Source organism: Azospirillum sp. TSH64, assembly GCF_003116035.1.
GTDB lineage: Bacteria > Pseudomonadota > Alphaproteobacteria > Azospirillales > Azospirillaceae > Azospirillum.
This window is the reverse complement of record NZ_LGQW01000015.1, coordinates 2,551,569-2,566,603: the sequence shown is the minus strand read 5'-3', so window position 1 is coordinate 2,566,603 and position 15,035 is coordinate 2,551,569. Positions and strand designations below refer to the sequence as shown.

Genomic DNA, 15,035 nt, shown 5'->3' with positions numbered 1-15,035 from the left:
TCAGCGGGCCGTCTCCACCGCCACGCCCAGGGTGGGCAGCGCCGCCTGGAGTGCGGAGGAGGCGCGGTTGACGGCATCGCGCAATTCAAGCTTCAGCACCGGCTCATCCGGCCATTGATGCTCGCAGGCATGCTGAAGCTTGCGGGCGGTGCGCGACAGTTCTAGGAGGCCGACATTGCCGGCCAGCGACACCATGGCATGGGCATCGGCCGCGGCGGCCTTCGACGAGTCCGCCTCGCTGATGCGGTCGGCGCGCAGGGCCAGTTCGGCCAAGGTGCCGGCGATGAAGCGGGGCAGCACATCCGCGCCCAGCGTTTCGGCCAGCGTGTCCAGCGTGGCGCGGTTCAGCACCGGCGCGCTGTCCGACACCGTCGCCACACCGGCCAGCACCGTCGCCTCTTCCACGGCATCCTCCTCCGGCAGGGCCCCATCCGCCCCGGCGTCGAGCCAGCGGTCGACCGCGGACAGCAGCGTGTCGCGCTCGATCGGCTTGGTCACATGGTCGTTCATGCCGACATCCAGGCAAAGCTGGAGCTGATCGGTCAGCGCGTTGGCGGTCAGCGCAATGATGGGCACGGCGCCGCGCCGCCCGCCAAGCTGACGGATCGCCGCAGTCGCCTGCAGGCCGTCCATCCGCGGCATCTGCATGTCCATCAGGACAAGGTCGAACGTGCCCCGGCGCATCGCCTCCACCGCCAGGATGCCGTCCTCCGCCACCTCGACCGTATGGCCGGCCTTGCAGAGGATGGAGGAGGTGACGATCTGGTTCATCGGCACGTCTTCGGCCAGCAGGATGCGGGCGCTGCGGGTCGGTGCCGCATCCTTGCGCTCGACGGCGGGCAGCCCCGGCGCGGTGGCGACCGGCAGCGGCAGCTCGAACCAGAAGGTGCTGCCCACCCCGGGACTGCTCTGCACGCCGATATGCCCGCCCATCAGCTCCGACAGCTGCTTGGAGATGATGAGGCCGAGCCCGGTGCCGCCATAGCGCCGGGTGGTGGAACGGTCGCCCTGGCTGAAGCGCTGGAACAGGTTGCCCTGATCGGCAGCCGGGATGCCGGGGCCGGTGTCGCTGACCGAGAGCCGCACATGCGCCGCCGGAACGGCCTCTCCCTCGCCGGTCCCCTGCCCCGACAGCAGCCCGGCCGACACCAGCACCGAGCCGCGTTCGGTGAATTTCACCGCATTGCCGACGAGGTTCAGCAGGATCTGGCGGATGCGCGCCTCGTCGCCGCGGACATAGCGCGGAACGGTGCCGCCCAGCGACAGCTGCAGCAGCAGCCCCTTCTGCGAGGCGGCGTTGCTCATCAGGTCGCGGCAGTCGCGCAGCAGCCGGTGCAGGTCGAAGGCGCGCTCGTCCAACTCCAGCTTGCCGGCCTCGATCTTCGAATAATCCAGGATGTCGCCGATGATCGCCAGCAGCCCGCGCCCGGCCTCGCGCTGGAGCGACACATACTGGCGCTGTTCCGCCGTCAGCTCGGTGCCCAGCAGCAGGTCGGCAAAGCCGATGACGCCGTTCAGCGGCGTGCGGATCTCATGGCTCATCGACGCCAGGAATTCCGACTTCACGCGGTTGGCCGCCTCCGCCTCGGCGCGGGCGGCGGATAGCTCCTCCTCGTAGCGCTTGCGCTCGGTCACGTCACGGACCACGCCGACCACCACGAAGCGGCCGTCGGACCCCACCGTCGGGCGCATGCTGGACTCGACCCACAGGTAGTGGCCGTCGCGGTGGCGCAGCCGGTGGGTGAAGGTGACGGGCGGCGACCCCGGCTGCAACCCGGCAAAGGCCAGCGCCGCGCTCTCCAGATCGTCCGGGTGCAGCAGGTTGGCCGGAGCGGAGCCGACGATCTCCGCCGGGTCGTGGCCCAGAATGTCGCGCACCGACGGCGACAGGTAGCGCACCGCCCCGTCGGCCTTCATCTCCAGGATCATGTCGGTGGCGTTGTCGGCCAGCAGGCGGTACCGCGCCTCGCTCTCGCCCAGCCGCCGTTCGGCGTCGTGGTGGCGCTGCTCGCGCAGCAGCAGGCCGCCCAGGAACAGGGTGCCGAGCGGGATGATGGCCAGCAGCGCCGGCGCCGTGCGCTGCCCCACCTGCAAGGCAAGCTCCCAGCTGGGCAGCAGCAGCAGGGTCGATGTCGACACCAGCGTCAGCAGCAGCCCGAAGCCCAGCAGCGAGCCGACGCCCATCGCCATCCCGCGCCGCTTCGACCACATCGCGAAGCCGATGCCGGTCAGGAAGGACAGCAGCGCATTGGCGACGCCGGCCTCCATCCCCACCCCGCCCAGATAGATGCGGTACCCCGCGACCGTCACCGCGGTGATGGCGGAGGAGAGCGGACCGCCGAACAGCGCGCTCAGCCCGACCAGCGGAGCCCGCGCGTCGATGAAGATGCCCGGTCCGATATGGATGGGGTGGACCATCGAGAAGATGGCGGTCAGCGCCATCACCGCGCCGAAGACGATCTGGCGGGTGTAGATGCTCCAGCCGCCGGACCGGCGGATCAGAAACGTGTAGGCAAGAACGACGAAGGCGCTCGCCGCGATGTTCTCGGCAAGGTCGTACGCCATCGAAGAGAAGTTGCCCAACATCGCCCGGCCGCCGTCCCCACCCGATTTCCCGTTACCTCTATACCACGGAAGGATGTCACGAAACCGCTAACACCAACGGAAGACGTGTGATCTGGCGGGGACAAAGGTCGGGCTTGCGATGCCGGCAGGGTGCGGCGTCTCAGGCCTCCGCGTCGGGCTGGCGGTCCGGAAGGGCGGCGGCGAAGGCCGGCAGGGCGCGGCAGGCCGCGTCGATGCGCAGCAGCGTGGGGTAGCCGTCCAGCGGGCAGTCCAGGCGGCGGGCGTTCGCCATCTGCGGCACCAGCAGGATGTCGGCCAGACCGGGCTCGTCGCCGTGGCAGAAGCGGCCGGTGCGCGGATCGCCGGCCAGCTGCGCCTCCAGCGCCGTCAGGCCGATGGCGATCCAGTGCCGGTACCAGCCGTCGACCTCCTCCTGGCTGTGGCCCATGGTCTTCAGGTGGTTCAGCACCCGAAGATTGTTCAGCGGATGAAGGTCGCAGGCCACCGCCAGGGCGAGCGCCCGCACCCGCGCCCGGCCCAGCGGGTCGGCCGGCAGCAGCGCCGGGGCGGGATGCGTCTCGTCCAGATATTCGATGATGGCGAGCGACTGGGTCAGCACATGATGGCCGTCCGGCCCGTCGACCTCCAGCGCCGGCACCAGATGTTCCGGGTTGAGGTCGGAATAGGGCGGCTTGGCCTGCTCGCCCTTGCGCAGATGGACGAAGGCCTGGTCCGGCGTCAGCCCCTTCAGGTTCAGGGCGATGCGCACGCGGTAGGCGGCGGAGGAGCGGAAATAGGTGTGGAGTTTCAAGGGGGATGTGTCCGTTGAAGTGTCACGGCGGTGATCGGATACGGGACCCTATCACAGCCCCAGATAGGCCTGCCGCACCCGCTCGTTGCTCAGCAGGGCGGCACCGCTGTCGCTCAGCACGATCTCGCCGGTCTCGATCACATAGCCGCGGTCGGCGATGGCGAGGGCCGCATGGGCGTTCTGCTCGACCAGCAGGATGGTGGTGCCCTCGCGCTTCAGCCGCTGCACGGCATCGAAGATCTCCGCGACCAGCAGCGGCGCCAGCCCCATGCTGGGTTCGTCGAGCAGCAGCAGGCGCGGCTTCGCCATCAGGGCGCGGCCAAGGGCGACGATCTGCTGCTGGCCGCCCGACAGGGTGCCGGCGGGCTGGTCGCGCTTGATCTTCAGCACCGGGAACATCTCGTAGAGCCGGTCGATATCGTCGTCCGGCTTACCGCTGCCCCGGCGGTAGGCGCCGAGGCGGAGATTGTCCTCCACGCTCTGCGGGCCGAACAGCTGCCGGCCCTCCGGCACCTGCACCACCCCTTCGGCGACGCGGCGCGACGCCTTCATCCGGGTGATGTCGCAGCCGTCGAAGGTGATGCGGCCGCTACTGGCGGGATGGACGCCCGACAGGGTGCGCAGCAGCGTCGTCTTGCCGGCCCCGTTGGCGCCGACCAGCGCCACCAGTTCGCCCTCCCGCACCGTCAGGCTGGCCGATTTCAGCGCATGGATGCGGCCGTAATGGCTGTTGAGGCCCTCGATCTCCAGAAGCATGGGTGGCCCTCCTTACGGTGCGGCGCCGAGATAGGCGGCGATGACGTCCGGGTTGGCCCCCACCTCCTGCGGCGTGCCCTCGGCCAGCATGCGGCCCTGGTTCAGCGCGGTGATCCGGTGCGAGATGCCCATCACCATCTTCATGTCATGCTCCACCAGGACGATGGTCACGCCGCTGGCCGCGACCGTCTTGATCACCTCGTCGATCTCGCGGCTTTCGGTGGCGTTCAGGCCGGCCGCCGGCTCGTCCAGCAGAAGCAGCTTCGGCTCCGACGCCAGCGCGCGGGCGATCTCCAGACGCTTCAGCGCGCCGTAGGGCATGGAGGCGGCATCGGCGTCGACATACTTCTCCAGCCCGACATCGGCCATCAGCTGCGCCGCCCGGTCCTTCGCCTCGCGGTCCTTGCGCACCAGCGACGGGAAACGGAACAGCGCCGGCAGGAGCCGGGTGTTCAGGTGCAGGTGCCGCCCCACCATGACATTCTCCAGCGCCGTCATGTTGAAGAAGATCTGCAGGTTCTGGAAGGTGCGCGACATGCCGCGGGCCGCCAGCCTGTAGGGCGCCATGCCCGACACGTCGGCCCCGTCGAACAGCACCCGGCCGCCCGACGGCTTGTAGACACCGGTCACCAGATTGAACAAAGTGGTCTTGCCCGCCCCGTTCGGCCCGATGATCGAATGGATGTCGCCGGCGGCGATGGAGAAGCTGAGGTCGCCGATGGCGAGCACGCCGCCGAACTCGCGGCTGAGATGCTCCACCTTCAGGATCGGCGGGCCGACGCGGCGGGCCTGGGTCGTGGTGTCGGGAGAAAGGTCCGTGGTCGCCAGCATCTTCATGCCCGCCTCCGCGCCGGGAGCAGCGCCGCCAGGGTGGGAAGCAGCCCCTTGGGCATGAACACCATCGTCGCCATCAGGATGCCGCCCAGCACGATCTGCTGGTAATCCTGGAAGATCGTCAGCGCCTGCGGCAGCAGTGTCAGCACCACCGCACCGACGACGGCGCCGAAGGTCGAGGCCATGCCGCCGAACACCACCATGGTCACCAGCTCGATCGACTTGAAGAAGTCGGCCTTGGCCGGGGTGATCAGGCCGGCATAATGGGCGAACAGGCTGCCCGCCACGCTGGCGAACACCGCCGACAGCACGAAGACGAGCACCTTGAAGCGCGCGGTGTCGACGCCGACCACCTCGGCCGCCACCTCGGACCCGTGGACGGCGCGGAGCGCCCGGCCCATCGGGCTGTCGATCAGGTTCAGCGACAGCCAGACCACGCCGACCAGCAGCACGCCGACCACCCAGTACCAGACCTTCTCGCCATACAGCTCGACGCCGAAGATCTTGAACGGCTCCACCATCATGCCGTCGGGACCGCCGGTCAGGCCGCTTTCGGTGCGCAGGACGATGGACACGATGATGCCGATGCCGAGCGTCGCCATGGCGAGGTAATGACCCTTCAGCCGCAGGATCGGCTTGGCGACCAGGAAGGCCAGCAGCCCGACGAAGGCGGCACCGGCCAGCAGCGCCACGATCGGCGGCCAGCCGTACGTGCCGACCAGCACGCCGGACGCGTAGGCGCCGATGCCGAAGAAGCCGGCATGGCCAAGGCTGATCTGCCCGGCATAGCCGATCAGCAGGTTCAGCCCGACGCAGACCACGGCGTTGAAGCCGGCCAGGATGGCGATGTCGAGATAGAAGTTGTTGGGCAGGAAGGCCGGCAGGATTGCGATCGCGGCAGCCAGCGCCAGAAGCCCGGTCAGCCGCCCGTGAAGGAGTGCGTTCATCGGTTGTACGGTCCTTACACCCGTTCGGTGCCGCGCTTGCCGAACAGCCCGTTCGGCATGAAGAGGAGGACGGCCAGGATGATGACGAAGGCCACCGCATCCTTGTAGGCCGAGGAGATGTAGCCGGCGCCCAGCGCCTCGGCGATGCCGACGATCAGCCCGCCGGCAACCGCACCCGGCCCGTGGCCGAGCCCGCCCAGAACCGCTGCGGTGAAGCCCTTCAGCCCCAGCATGATGCCCATCTCGGTGTAGGAGAAGGTGATGGGGGCGACCACAGCACCACCGACCGCACCCAGCGCCGCCGACAGCGCGAAGGAGGCCAGCACCACCCGCTTCACGTCGATGCCGACCAGCTGGGCGGCCAGCCGGTTGTGCGAGGTGGCGAGGATCGCCTTGCCGGTCAGCGTCCTGGCGAAAAACAGGCCGATGGCGACGATCAGCACGCCCGCGGTGCCCACCACCCACAGCGACTGCGGCTGCATCGAGGCGCCCATGATCTGGATCGGCGTCTCGCCCGAGAAGGCGTCCAGCCGCTTGAAATCCTTGCCCCAGACCAGCTCGGCGACGCCGCGCAGGAAGATCGAGGCGCCGATGGTGATGATGATCAGCGTGACGGTGGAGGCGTTGCGGGCGCGTTCGACCGCGAACTTCGCCACCAGGACGCCGACCAGCATGGCGCCGCCGCAGCCGATCATGATCGCCAGCGGCAGCGGCACGCCCGACGCCGTCAGGGTGGCCGACGCCATGCCGCCGATCATGATGAACTCGCCCTGGGCGAAGTTGATGACGTGGCTGGCGTTGTAGATGATCGAGAAGCCGAGCCCCGCCAGCGCATAGATCGCGCCGATGGTCAGCCCCGACAACAGATATTGCAGCAGTTCCGCGAACATCGTTGGGTTCCTGATGTTCCTCTCACGCGCACATCTCCCCCTCTCCCCCCCGGGGAGAGGGTCGGGGTGAGGGGGATGCAGAGGGTGGATTGGGGGAGATGCGAAGCGAACGCGGGCAGAAAAGCCACGCCGCGCATCCCCCTCACCCTAACCCTCTCCCCGCTTTCGGCGGACCAAAGGTCCGCCTGTCGCGTCAGCGCAAACGAAGTTTGCGCGTGAGCAGGGGGAAGAGGGGGTCAGGGCTGCGCTCGTCACTTCACCAGCGACCAGTCGCCCTGCTTCACCTCCACCATGTGGAAGGCGTCCAGCGTCAGGCCCATGTGGTCCTTGGCGCTCATGGTCACGGTGCCGCCGGTGCCGACATAGCCCTTGGTCTGCTCGATGGCGTCGCGCAGCTTGGCCTTGTCGGTGCCGCCGGCGCGCTTCACGGCGTCCAGCGCGATCATCAGCCCGTCATAGGCGTGGCCGGCGAAGGTCGACACTTCGGTGCTGAAGCTGTCCTCGTAGACCTTGGTGAATTCGGTCACGACCTTCTTCTGCGGGTCGCTGTCCGCCAGCTGTGCCGCGACGACAAGACCGGCGGCCGGCAGGCGCACACCCTCGGCGGCACCGCCGGCCAGGCGGATGTATTCCTTCGACGCGACGCCGTGCGACTGGTAGAGCGGCAGCGTGATGCCGAGCTGGCGGTAGTTCTTGGTCACAACCGCCGGCCCCTGGCCCAGGCCGAACACCAGCACCGCCTGCGCTGCGGCGTTGTTCTTGACCTTGGTCAGCTGGGCGGTGACATCGGTGTCCTTGGCGCCGTAGGTCTCGTCGGCGACCAGCTCGATCCCGCGCTCCTTGGCGACAGCGACGGTCTGCTCGCGGCCCGACTTGCCGAAGCCGCTGTCCTCCGACAACAGCGCCAGCTTGGTCAGCCCGCGCTTCTTCATGTCGTCCATCACCTTTTCCGCGGCCATGCGGTCGGTGTGGGGGGTCTTGAACACCCACTTCTTCACCGGCTCGACGATCACCACGGCGCCGGCCAGCGAGATGAAGGGCACGCCGGCGCGTTCCACCAGCGGCACCGCCGCCATGGTCGCCGCGGTCGTGGTGCCGCCGACGATCACGTCGACGCCGTCGCTCTCGATCAGGCGCTTGGTGAAGGAGGCCGCCTTGTCCGCCGCACCGCCATCGTCATAGACGGTCAGCTGCACCGGCCGGCCGCCGACGCCGCCCGCCTGGTTGATGCGGTCGGCATACAGCTCCAGCACCTTCTTCTCCGGATCGCCCAGGAAGGAGGCCGGACCGGTGGCCGAGACGATGGCGCCGACCTTGATCGGATCCGCGGCCTGGGCGGCTCCCGGCATCAGACCGGACACCGCTGTCATGGCGGTCATGGCAGTGAAGGCGATGGTGGCAAGCAGGCGATTGCGCATGATGTCCTCCCTGATGCTGTCCCGCTTGTCGCCGGACCGGGCGGCGGCCCGATCCCGGCGCTGCGGGACGATTTGCTCCACATAATGTTTCAAACGAAATGGTTGCGAAAGAAAAAATTCAGCCGGCGTAACCACAATCGAATTGCGGATGTTGCCGCCTGCCTCCCCTTTCCTTTGCGATCCCTCCGGCTTGGCACCGGGAAACCGTCATTTCGTTTTATGACACAAATTTACTTTCAGACACAAAGCTAGTGTATCACATTAATGATTGTCAAACGGAAAGTCCGGGTTGCCTCCTATCGGCGGCGGACCTGCTTTCCGCCTCCCGGTCCGCGCTGTCGTGGCACTGGCCCAACCGGTCCCAGGTTTCGTATACAACTCCGTCGCACCCCCCGCTTCGACACACGACTCAAAGCCGCATCGATAAGGACACCCCCTCCGCATGGCCCGCCCGCGCCGCCCCGAAGACCTTGCCGCCCAGCTGACCGAGACCATCGCGCCGCGGGCGAAGTCGCTGATCATCACCGTCTATGGCGATGCGGTGCTGCCGCATGGCGGATCGCTGTGGCTGGGCAGCCTGATAGAGGTGACGGGCCTGTTCGGCATGAGCGAGCGGATCGTCCGCACCTCGGTCTTCCGGCTGTGCAAGGACGACTGGCTGACCAACACCCAGATCGGCCGGCGCAGCTTCTACCGCGTCACCGACAGCGGGAAGGAACGCTTCGCAGCGGCCGAACGGCGGATCTACGCCCCGCTGGCCCGCGAATGGGACCGCGGCTGGGATCTGCTGATGGTGCCGCCCAACGCGCTGGATGCCGAGACGCGCGACGCCCTGCGGCGGGAGTTGACCTGGCAGGGCTTCGGCGCGGCGTCGGCCACCGTCTATGCCCACCCCAACTGCGACGAGGCGGCGATGCACCGTTCGCTGGCGGAGCTGGGCGTGGCCGACAGGATCGTCCACATGAAGGCCAGCCTGGACCGGGCGGAGGGGTTTGGGGCGTTGCGCGATCTGGTGCGCGGCTGCTGGGACATCGATCAACTCGAACACGATTATGCCGCGTTTCTGGATCACTTCCGTCCGGTCTGGGCAGCCGTCGATGCCGCCGAGACGCCGGACCCGGCCGCCTGCTTTGTCCTGCGCACGCTGATGATCCACGATTTCCGCCGCATCCTGCTGCGCGACCCGATGCTGCCGCCCGACCTGTTGCCGGCGGACTGGCCGGGTCAGGAATCGCGGATGCTGACGCGCAACCTCTACCGCCGCCTCGCCGGCCCGTCGGAAGCCTTCCTGATGCAGGCGGCAACCACCGCCAACGGCCCATTGCCGGAAGCCCAGCCCGCCTTCCAGGGCCGGTTCGGCGGTCTGGAGGCCATTGCCGCCGGCTAGAGCGTGATCGCTTCAAGCGGAATCGCTTGAAGCGTGAATCACACGGAAAACCAAAAGTTTAGAGTTTGCCTGGTGCTTCAATAAGCATCAGAAAAACTCTAATATAAGCATTCCCGGATCGGGTGGTTTCCGTGTCCTGGGAGCAGTCACACCAAAACACCACACGCCAGAGCCAGAAAAAGGCGATACAGTCGACGATCATCCCCAATCGACCGAAGGCCGGAAAGCTGTCGATGCTGACCATCGTCTACCGCAGCGAGGCCATCGACCGGCTTCCCTACAGTGCGCTTGCCGACATCTGTCTGTTCAGCGCCCGCAAGAATTCTGCACAAGGCATCACCGGCTTCCTGGTCGAGCTCGAGGGCATCTTCCTCCAGGTTCTGGAAGGCGAAGCGGAGGTGGTGGACCGGCTGTTTGCCCGCATCGTCGACGATCCGCGCCATCGCGACGTGACGCCTCTGCTGCGGGAGGCCTCGGGCGGGCCGCCCGAATTCGGCTTCTGGGCGATGAATTTCGGCCCGCTCGACACGCCGACCTTCTGGCAGGCGATCTTCGGCACTCCGATGCGGAGCGGGGAATTCCGGCAACGGTCGCACGGGGTCGGCTTCGCGCGCGATGTGCTGAGCCGCGCCTACATGCACGCCTGTATCGTCGCCGATGTCGACCCCGCCGCCCGTGACATGGTGCGCGGCAACATTCCCGTCCTCGTCCGGTCCTAAACGCGGCCCTGCCCGCCGGGCATCCTGATACCTACCCTGAGACTTCTGTTGGCTGATCGAACGAATTGATCTGGATCAATTCGCCGCCTTCCTGTGCTTATGTTTTCAAATCAATGGATTACATGGGCAATCCTCCCGATCTGAAATGATACACATGCCGTTGATATCGAGCAATTTTTGTGTCATATAAAGACCATAGGGCGCCGATGGAAATGTGAGCGCCCGCCGAAATGCCCCGGAGGAAACGCCCCCATGTCCAAGGACTACACCCCCATCGCCAACACGATGGATTTGCCCCCCGCCACGCCGCAGCCGAACGTCTACCCGCTGTCCTGGGTGTCGCAGACCAAGAAATTGGAAGAGGTCTATGCCGCCGCCCAGCGCGAGAACTGGGACCCGGCCAAGCTGCCCTGGGACAGCTTCGACGTGTCGCGCTACAGCTGGGAGGAGCGGGAGGCCATCGCCTATTGGTGGACCATCCTGTCGGTGTTCGACGCCTCCGCCCCGCCGGTCTTCGCCCATGCCCTGATCAAGACCTACGAGGTGCATGAGGAGGACCCGGTCCGCCGTTGCTTCTTCTCGGTCACCCGCGACGAGCAGAACCACGAGCAGATGTGCGGGCTCGCCATCACCAAACTGCTGGAGGCCAACAGCCCGCTGACCTACGAGCCGAGGACGGATCTCGGCCGCCGGTTGCAGAAGAACGCCCACTGGCTCTACTACAATGGCGGGCGCTATTGGGACGGCTACAAGAAGGCGGTCCCGAAATACTCGCTGGCCGTGCTGTTCAGCTCTTTCCTGATGGGCGAGATCGCGGCGGCGACCATCTTCCACCAGATGGCAGCCGGTTGCAGCGAGCCGGTGTTCAAGGAGGCCTTCCGCAACATCGGCCGCGACGAGGGCCGCCACATGGCGATCTGCATGTCGGTGATGGAGCGCGACTATCCCCATCTGGCGATGGAGGACCGCTCGATCATCACCAAGCAGATCCGCGCCGGCTACCTGTTCCTGTCCGCCGTCCTGTTCGAGCCGCCGCCCCAGTTCTGGGACCTGCCCGACGACTTCATCGCCACCCAGCGCGAGGCCGAGGCCATCGCCCGCAACGCCGGTTTCCACATCCCGGATTACGAGGCGAAGAAGGAGAACTGGCGCAACGCCATGCTGAACCTGAAGGGCGTGCTGGACCGCTACGGCATCCCGTTCCCGGCCATCCCCGAGGTCGGCATCACCGGCGAGGAAGTCCGGGACGTCGACATGGACGAGATCATCCCGGTGTTCTGAGCAAGCCTGCCTGAACGCTCTCCTCCCACCTCATCGACGGGGAGGGAAGGGCATCGCGCCCTTACGTCTCCAATACCGCCCAAGGATCCCGCCGGTGAGCCGCATCCGCCTCCACCCCTCGGGCCGCACGGTCGAGTGCCGTGACGGCGAGACCGTCCTGTCGGCGCTGGAACAGGCCGGCTACGCCCTGCCCAACAACTGCCGCGCCGGCGCCTGCGGCGAATGCAAGGTCAAGGTCCTCAGTGGTCAGTTCGACCAGGGCATGGTCCTCGACATGGCGCTGTCCCAGCCCGAGCGGAAGGACGGCTATGGCCTGATGTGCATGGCCAAGCCGATCTCCGACGAACTGGTGATCGAATACGGCACCGCCGACGCCCAGCCCAAGCTGTTCCCGCCGCGCGAGAACGTGCTGTTCATCGTCACCGACCGCATCCCGCGCACGCCCCGCATCGTGGAGCTGCGCCTGCGCCCGCTGGGCCAGCCGCTGCGCTACTGGCCGGGCCAGTATGTGATGCTGGGCGATGCCGCCGCCGGGGCGCCGCCGCGCTGCTATTCCATCGCCAACGCGCCCCGTCCGGACGGCGAGATCGTGCTGCAGGTGACCCGCGTCGACGGCGGCCCGACCAGCGGCTGGATCCACGACCGGCTTTCGGTCGGCAGCATGGTCAAGCTGTCCGGCCCCTACGGCACCTTCATCGGCGACCCGTCGGTCGACAGCCCGGTGCTGTGCATGGCCGCCGGCTCCGGCCTCGCCCCCATCCTGGCGCTGACCGATGCGGCGCTGCGCCGCGGCTACCGCCCGCCGGTGACGCTGCTGGTCTCCGCCTGCACGCGGGCCGACATGTATGAGCTGGGTCTGCTCAGCTACTGGCAGGCCAAATACCGCAACTTCAAGGTCAAGGTGACCCTGACGCGCGAAGAGGCCGCCGGCCATCTGACGGGCCGCATCCCCGCGATCCTGCCCGGCCTGTTCCCCGACCTGTCCGGCCACGCCATCTTCACCGCCGGCAGCCCCGCCTTCGTCGAGGCTTGCGTCACCGCCGCCCGCGCGCTGGGCGCCAGGGAGGACCAAATCCACAGCGAAGGCTATGTTTCGCAGCACATCCCGGAAACGCTGCCGGCCGACCGGCTGATGGCGGTGGGGTAACGGCGAACAGGCGCCTCAGGCCTTGCGGACACCGGCGATGAAGCCGTCGATCTCGCGGGTCAGGTCCTTCGACTGGCCTGCGAGTGCCGCCGCGGCGGCGAGCAGCTGGTCGGCCGCCGCCCCGGTTTCGCCGGCACCCGCCCGGATGTTGCCCATGCCGCCGCTGACCTCCTGCGCCCCGTCGGCCGCCCGGATCACGCTGCGGGCGATCTCCTGGGTCGCCGCCGCCTGCTGATCCACCGCCGCGGCGATCCCCGACGCGATGCGGCTGACCTGGGCGATGGTCTCGTTGATGCCATGGACGGCGGTCACCGCCTCCTGCGTCGCATCGCGGATGCCCTTGATCTGGCCGACGATGTCCTCGGTCGCCTTGGCGGTCTGGTTGGCGAGGCCCTTGACCTCCGACGCCACGACGGCGAAGCCCTTGCCTGCCTCACCGGCGCGTGCCGCCTCGATGGTGGCGTTCAGCGCCAGCAGGTTGGTCTGGCCGGCGATGGAGTTGATCAGCTCCACCACGGCGCCGATCCGTTCGGCGCTCTCCGCCAGAACGGTGACCGCCTCGTCGGCCCGCTTCACGTCGGACACCGCGGCATCGGCGATGCGGGCGGACTCCGCCACCTGCCGGCCGATGTCCTGGACCGAGGCGGACAGTTCCTCCGTCGCCGCGGCGGCGGTCTGCACGCTGTCGGCGGCGGCGCTGGCGGAAGCGGCCACCTGCTCCGACCGGCCGAGGCTCTGGTCGGCGATGCCGGTCAGGGCGCGGGCGGTCGATTCGAGCTGCTGGGCGGACGAGGCCAGCGCCCCGGTCAGGCCGCCGACGCGGACCTCGAAGCTCCTCTGCAAATCGGCCAGCGCCGCGACGCGGGCCTCCTTGGCATGCCAATCGGCCTGCTGCTGGCGGTCGAGTTCCTTGGCCCGGACCAGCCCCTCCTTGAACACCTCGACGGCGCGGGCCATGCCGCCGGCCTCGTCGTCGCGGTCGGCACCCGGCACCGTCACCGCCAGATCGCCGGCCGCCAGCCGGTCCATGGCGACGGTGACGGCGCTGACCGGCCGGGCGATGCCGTCGCCGACCTTCCAGGCCACCACGCATCCCAGCGCGACGCAGCCGAGGCTGACCAGCACGATCAGGACGGCGAGCCGGTTCGCATCGGCCATCACGCTGGACTGCGGCGCCGCCACCATGAAGGACCAGGCGCCGTCCGCGCCGGAGAAACGCACCGGCGCCAGCCGCAGGTAATGCGGCGCCCCGGCAAGCGTGACGAGGCCGTCGAACGCGCGGCCTTCGGCGACGGCGCGGCGGGCGGCCTCCGGCAGGTCGTCGGCGGTCTTCGACAGCCTGCCGTCGTCGGGATGGGCGACATAGAGACCGGAGCCGGTCAGCACCGCGGCGAACCCGTCGCCATAGGGCTTCACCGAGCGGACGAGGTCGGTCAGGCCGCTCAGCGCCATGTCGACCCCGGTGACGCCGATCACCCGCCCCCCGCCTGCCGCCCCGTCGATCACCGGGGCCGCGGCGCTGGTCATCAGCCGCTTGGTGAAATCGTCGAGATAGGGCTCGGTCAGGACCGGCTTCCGCGCGGCGGCGGCCGACTTGTAATATTCCTTCTCCTGCACGTCCGCGAAGGGATAGCCCTCGCTGTCGTCGGCATGAACCCCCTTGTCCCCCGGCAGCCACAGCAGGCTCATCCGGCCGGTCTTGGGCAGGCCGAGAATCTCGGTCGAGCGGTCATGGTCGGCGAAGGCCGCATCCCGGCCGTCGAACCCGCCGTCGGCCATGTCCACCCACACCCCGGCATAGAGCGGGTTGGCTTCGGCAACACGGCGCAGGTAGCGGTTCACCGTTTCGCGCCGCGGGCTTCCGGTCGACCGTTCGACTTCCACGAGGGCCGCGGCGGCACGGGCGGCGTCGAGTGCGGCGGACAGGTCGGCGGCGACCCGCGCCCCATGGCGGTCCGCCATCTCGGCCGCCAGGGTCTGGGCGGCCTTGTGCCCGGCGTCGCGCGACAGGGTGAGCGACACCGCCGTCACCGCGGCGGCGCCCGCCGCCAGAACCGCCGCAACGCCAATGATGATCTTCGTCCTGAACCGAGCCTTCATGCCGCACACCTTTTTCCGGTCCGCCAGATGTTCCGGAATGAACGGCAAGGCGGCGCCAAATAGGGGTAAGGGGCGGCACCTTATAATCGATAACGGTCGGAAGGCACGTCAATTCTCATGATTTGACGCCTGGCGGCTCAACCTTGAAATGGATTCCGGACCGCATGCTGTGCCTGCCCG

The 15,035-nt window shown here is 68.0% G+C and carries 12 protein-coding genes; 4 read left to right on the top strand and 8 right to left on the bottom strand.

Translation table 11 applies throughout. The annotated features are described in order from the left end of the window. The 7 genes from TSH64_RS13110 to TSH64_RS13075 all read right to left on the bottom strand — a co-directional run bounded on the left by TSH64_RS13110 (position 1) and on the right by TSH64_RS13075 (position 8,221). Complete coding sequence (locus tag TSH64_RS13110; protein ID WP_109452607.1) at positions 1 to 2,565, bottom strand: ATP-binding protein; 2,565 nt, start codon at positions 2,563 to 2,565, stop codon at positions 1 to 3. A gap of 160 nt (positions 2,566 to 2,725) precedes the next feature. Next, entirely contained in the window at positions 2,726 to 3,376 is a 651-nt protein-coding gene (gene maiA / locus TSH64_RS13105) for a maleylacetoacetate isomerase (protein ID WP_109445470.1), read from the bottom strand. A gap of 51 nt (positions 3,377 to 3,427) precedes the next feature. After that, a complete protein-coding gene (locus TSH64_RS13100; protein ID WP_109445469.1) occupies positions 3,428 to 4,132 on the bottom strand; it encodes an ABC transporter ATP-binding protein in 705 nt (234 codons plus the stop codon). A gap of 12 nt (positions 4,133 to 4,144) precedes the next feature. Then, positions 4,145 to 4,969 carry an ABC transporter ATP-binding protein gene (locus TSH64_RS13095; RefSeq protein WP_109445468.1) on the bottom strand — a complete coding sequence of 275 codons (825 nt, stop codon included), beginning with the start codon at positions 4,967 to 4,969 and terminating at the stop codon, positions 4,145 to 4,147. After that, positions 4,966 to 5,913, bottom strand: a complete 948-nt coding sequence (locus TSH64_RS13090) for a branched-chain amino acid ABC transporter permease (protein WP_109445467.1) — start codon at positions 5,911 to 5,913, stop codon at positions 4,966 to 4,968. The genes TSH64_RS13095 and TSH64_RS13090 overlap by 4 nt, the downstream gene beginning before the upstream one ends. Positions 5,914 to 5,927: 14 nt before the next feature. Continuing rightward, positions 5,928 to 6,803: a branched-chain amino acid ABC transporter permease gene (locus tag TSH64_RS13085; RefSeq protein WP_109048007.1), complete on the bottom strand. Its 876-nt coding sequence runs from the start codon at positions 6,801 to 6,803 to the stop codon at positions 5,928 to 5,930. Between the two features lie 251 nt (positions 6,804 to 7,054). Further along, a complete protein-coding gene (locus tag TSH64_RS13075; RefSeq protein ID WP_109452605.1) occupies positions 7,055 to 8,221 on the bottom strand; it encodes an ABC transporter substrate-binding protein in 1,167 nt (388 codons plus the stop codon). A 442-nt stretch (positions 8,222 to 8,663) separates the two neighbouring features. Here TSH64_RS13075 and paaX point away from each other — a divergent pair, with 442 nt between their 5' ends. The 4 genes from paaX to TSH64_RS13055 all read left to right on the top strand — a co-directional run bounded on the left by paaX (position 8,664) and on the right by TSH64_RS13055 (position 12,755). Next, entirely contained in the window at positions 8,664 to 9,608 is a 945-nt protein-coding gene (paaX, locus tag TSH64_RS13070; RefSeq protein WP_109445465.1) for a phenylacetic acid degradation operon negative regulatory protein PaaX, read from the top strand. 233 nt (positions 9,609 to 9,841) lie between these two features. Further along, positions 9,842 to 10,327: a BLUF domain-containing protein gene (locus TSH64_RS13065; protein WP_109445464.1), complete on the top strand. Its 486-nt coding sequence runs from the start codon at positions 9,842 to 9,844 to the stop codon at positions 10,325 to 10,327. Between the two features lie 252 nt (positions 10,328 to 10,579). Further along, positions 10,580 to 11,608 carry a diiron oxygenase gene (locus TSH64_RS13060; protein ID WP_109445463.1) on the top strand — a complete coding sequence of 343 codons (1,029 nt, stop codon included), beginning with the start codon at positions 10,580 to 10,582 and terminating at the stop codon, positions 11,606 to 11,608. Positions 11,609 to 11,702: 94 nt separating this feature from the next. Further along, complete coding sequence (locus TSH64_RS13055; protein ID WP_109445462.1) at positions 11,703 to 12,755, top strand: 2Fe-2S iron-sulfur cluster-binding protein; 1,053 nt, start codon at positions 11,703 to 11,705, stop codon at positions 12,753 to 12,755. 15 nt (positions 12,756 to 12,770) lie between these two features. On the opposite strand, the gene TSH64_RS13050 is transcribed toward TSH64_RS13055, so the two are convergent. Continuing rightward, positions 12,771 to 14,855 (bottom strand): methyl-accepting chemotaxis protein, encoded by a 2,085-nt coding sequence (locus tag TSH64_RS13050; RefSeq protein WP_109445461.1) that lies wholly within the window; start codon positions 14,853 to 14,855, stop codon positions 12,771 to 12,773. Between the last annotated feature and the right edge of the window lie 180 nt (positions 14,856 to 15,035).

Excerpts from the sequence above, each read along its gene's own strand:
- TSH64_RS13110 (WP_109452607.1), bottom strand. The coding sequence starts at position 2,565 with ATGGCGTACGACCTTGCCGAGAACATCGCGGCGAGCGCCTTCGTCGTT.
- TSH64_RS13100 (WP_109445469.1), bottom strand. The coding sequence starts at position 4,132 with ATGCTTCTGGAGATCGAGGGCCTCAACAGCCATTACGGCCGCATCCAT.
- TSH64_RS13095 (WP_109445468.1), bottom strand. The coding sequence starts at position 4,969 with ATGAAGATGCTGGCGACCACGGACCTTTCTCCCGACACCACGACCCAG.
- TSH64_RS13090 (WP_109445467.1), bottom strand. The coding sequence starts at position 5,913 with ATGAACGCACTCCTTCACGGGCGGCTGACCGGGCTTCTGGCGCTGGCT.
- TSH64_RS13085 (WP_109048007.1), bottom strand. The coding sequence starts at position 6,803 with ATGTTCGCGGAACTGCTGCAATATCTGTTGTCGGGGCTGACCATCGGC.
- TSH64_RS13075 (WP_109452605.1), bottom strand. The coding sequence starts at position 8,221 with ATGCGCAATCGCCTGCTTGCCACCATCGCCTTCACTGCCATGACCGCC.
- paaX (WP_109445465.1), top strand. The coding sequence starts at position 8,664 with ATGGCCCGCCCGCGCCGCCCCGAAGACCTTGCCGCCCAGCTGACCGAG.
- TSH64_RS13065 (WP_109445464.1), top strand. The coding sequence starts at position 9,842 with ATGCTGACCATCGTCTACCGCAGCGAGGCCATCGACCGGCTTCCCTAC.
- TSH64_RS13060 (WP_109445463.1), top strand. The coding sequence starts at position 10,580 with ATGTCCAAGGACTACACCCCCATCGCCAACACGATGGATTTGCCCCCC.
- TSH64_RS13050 (WP_109445461.1), bottom strand. The coding sequence starts at position 14,855 with ATGAAGGCTCGGTTCAGGACGAAGATCATCATTGGCGTTGCGGCGGTT.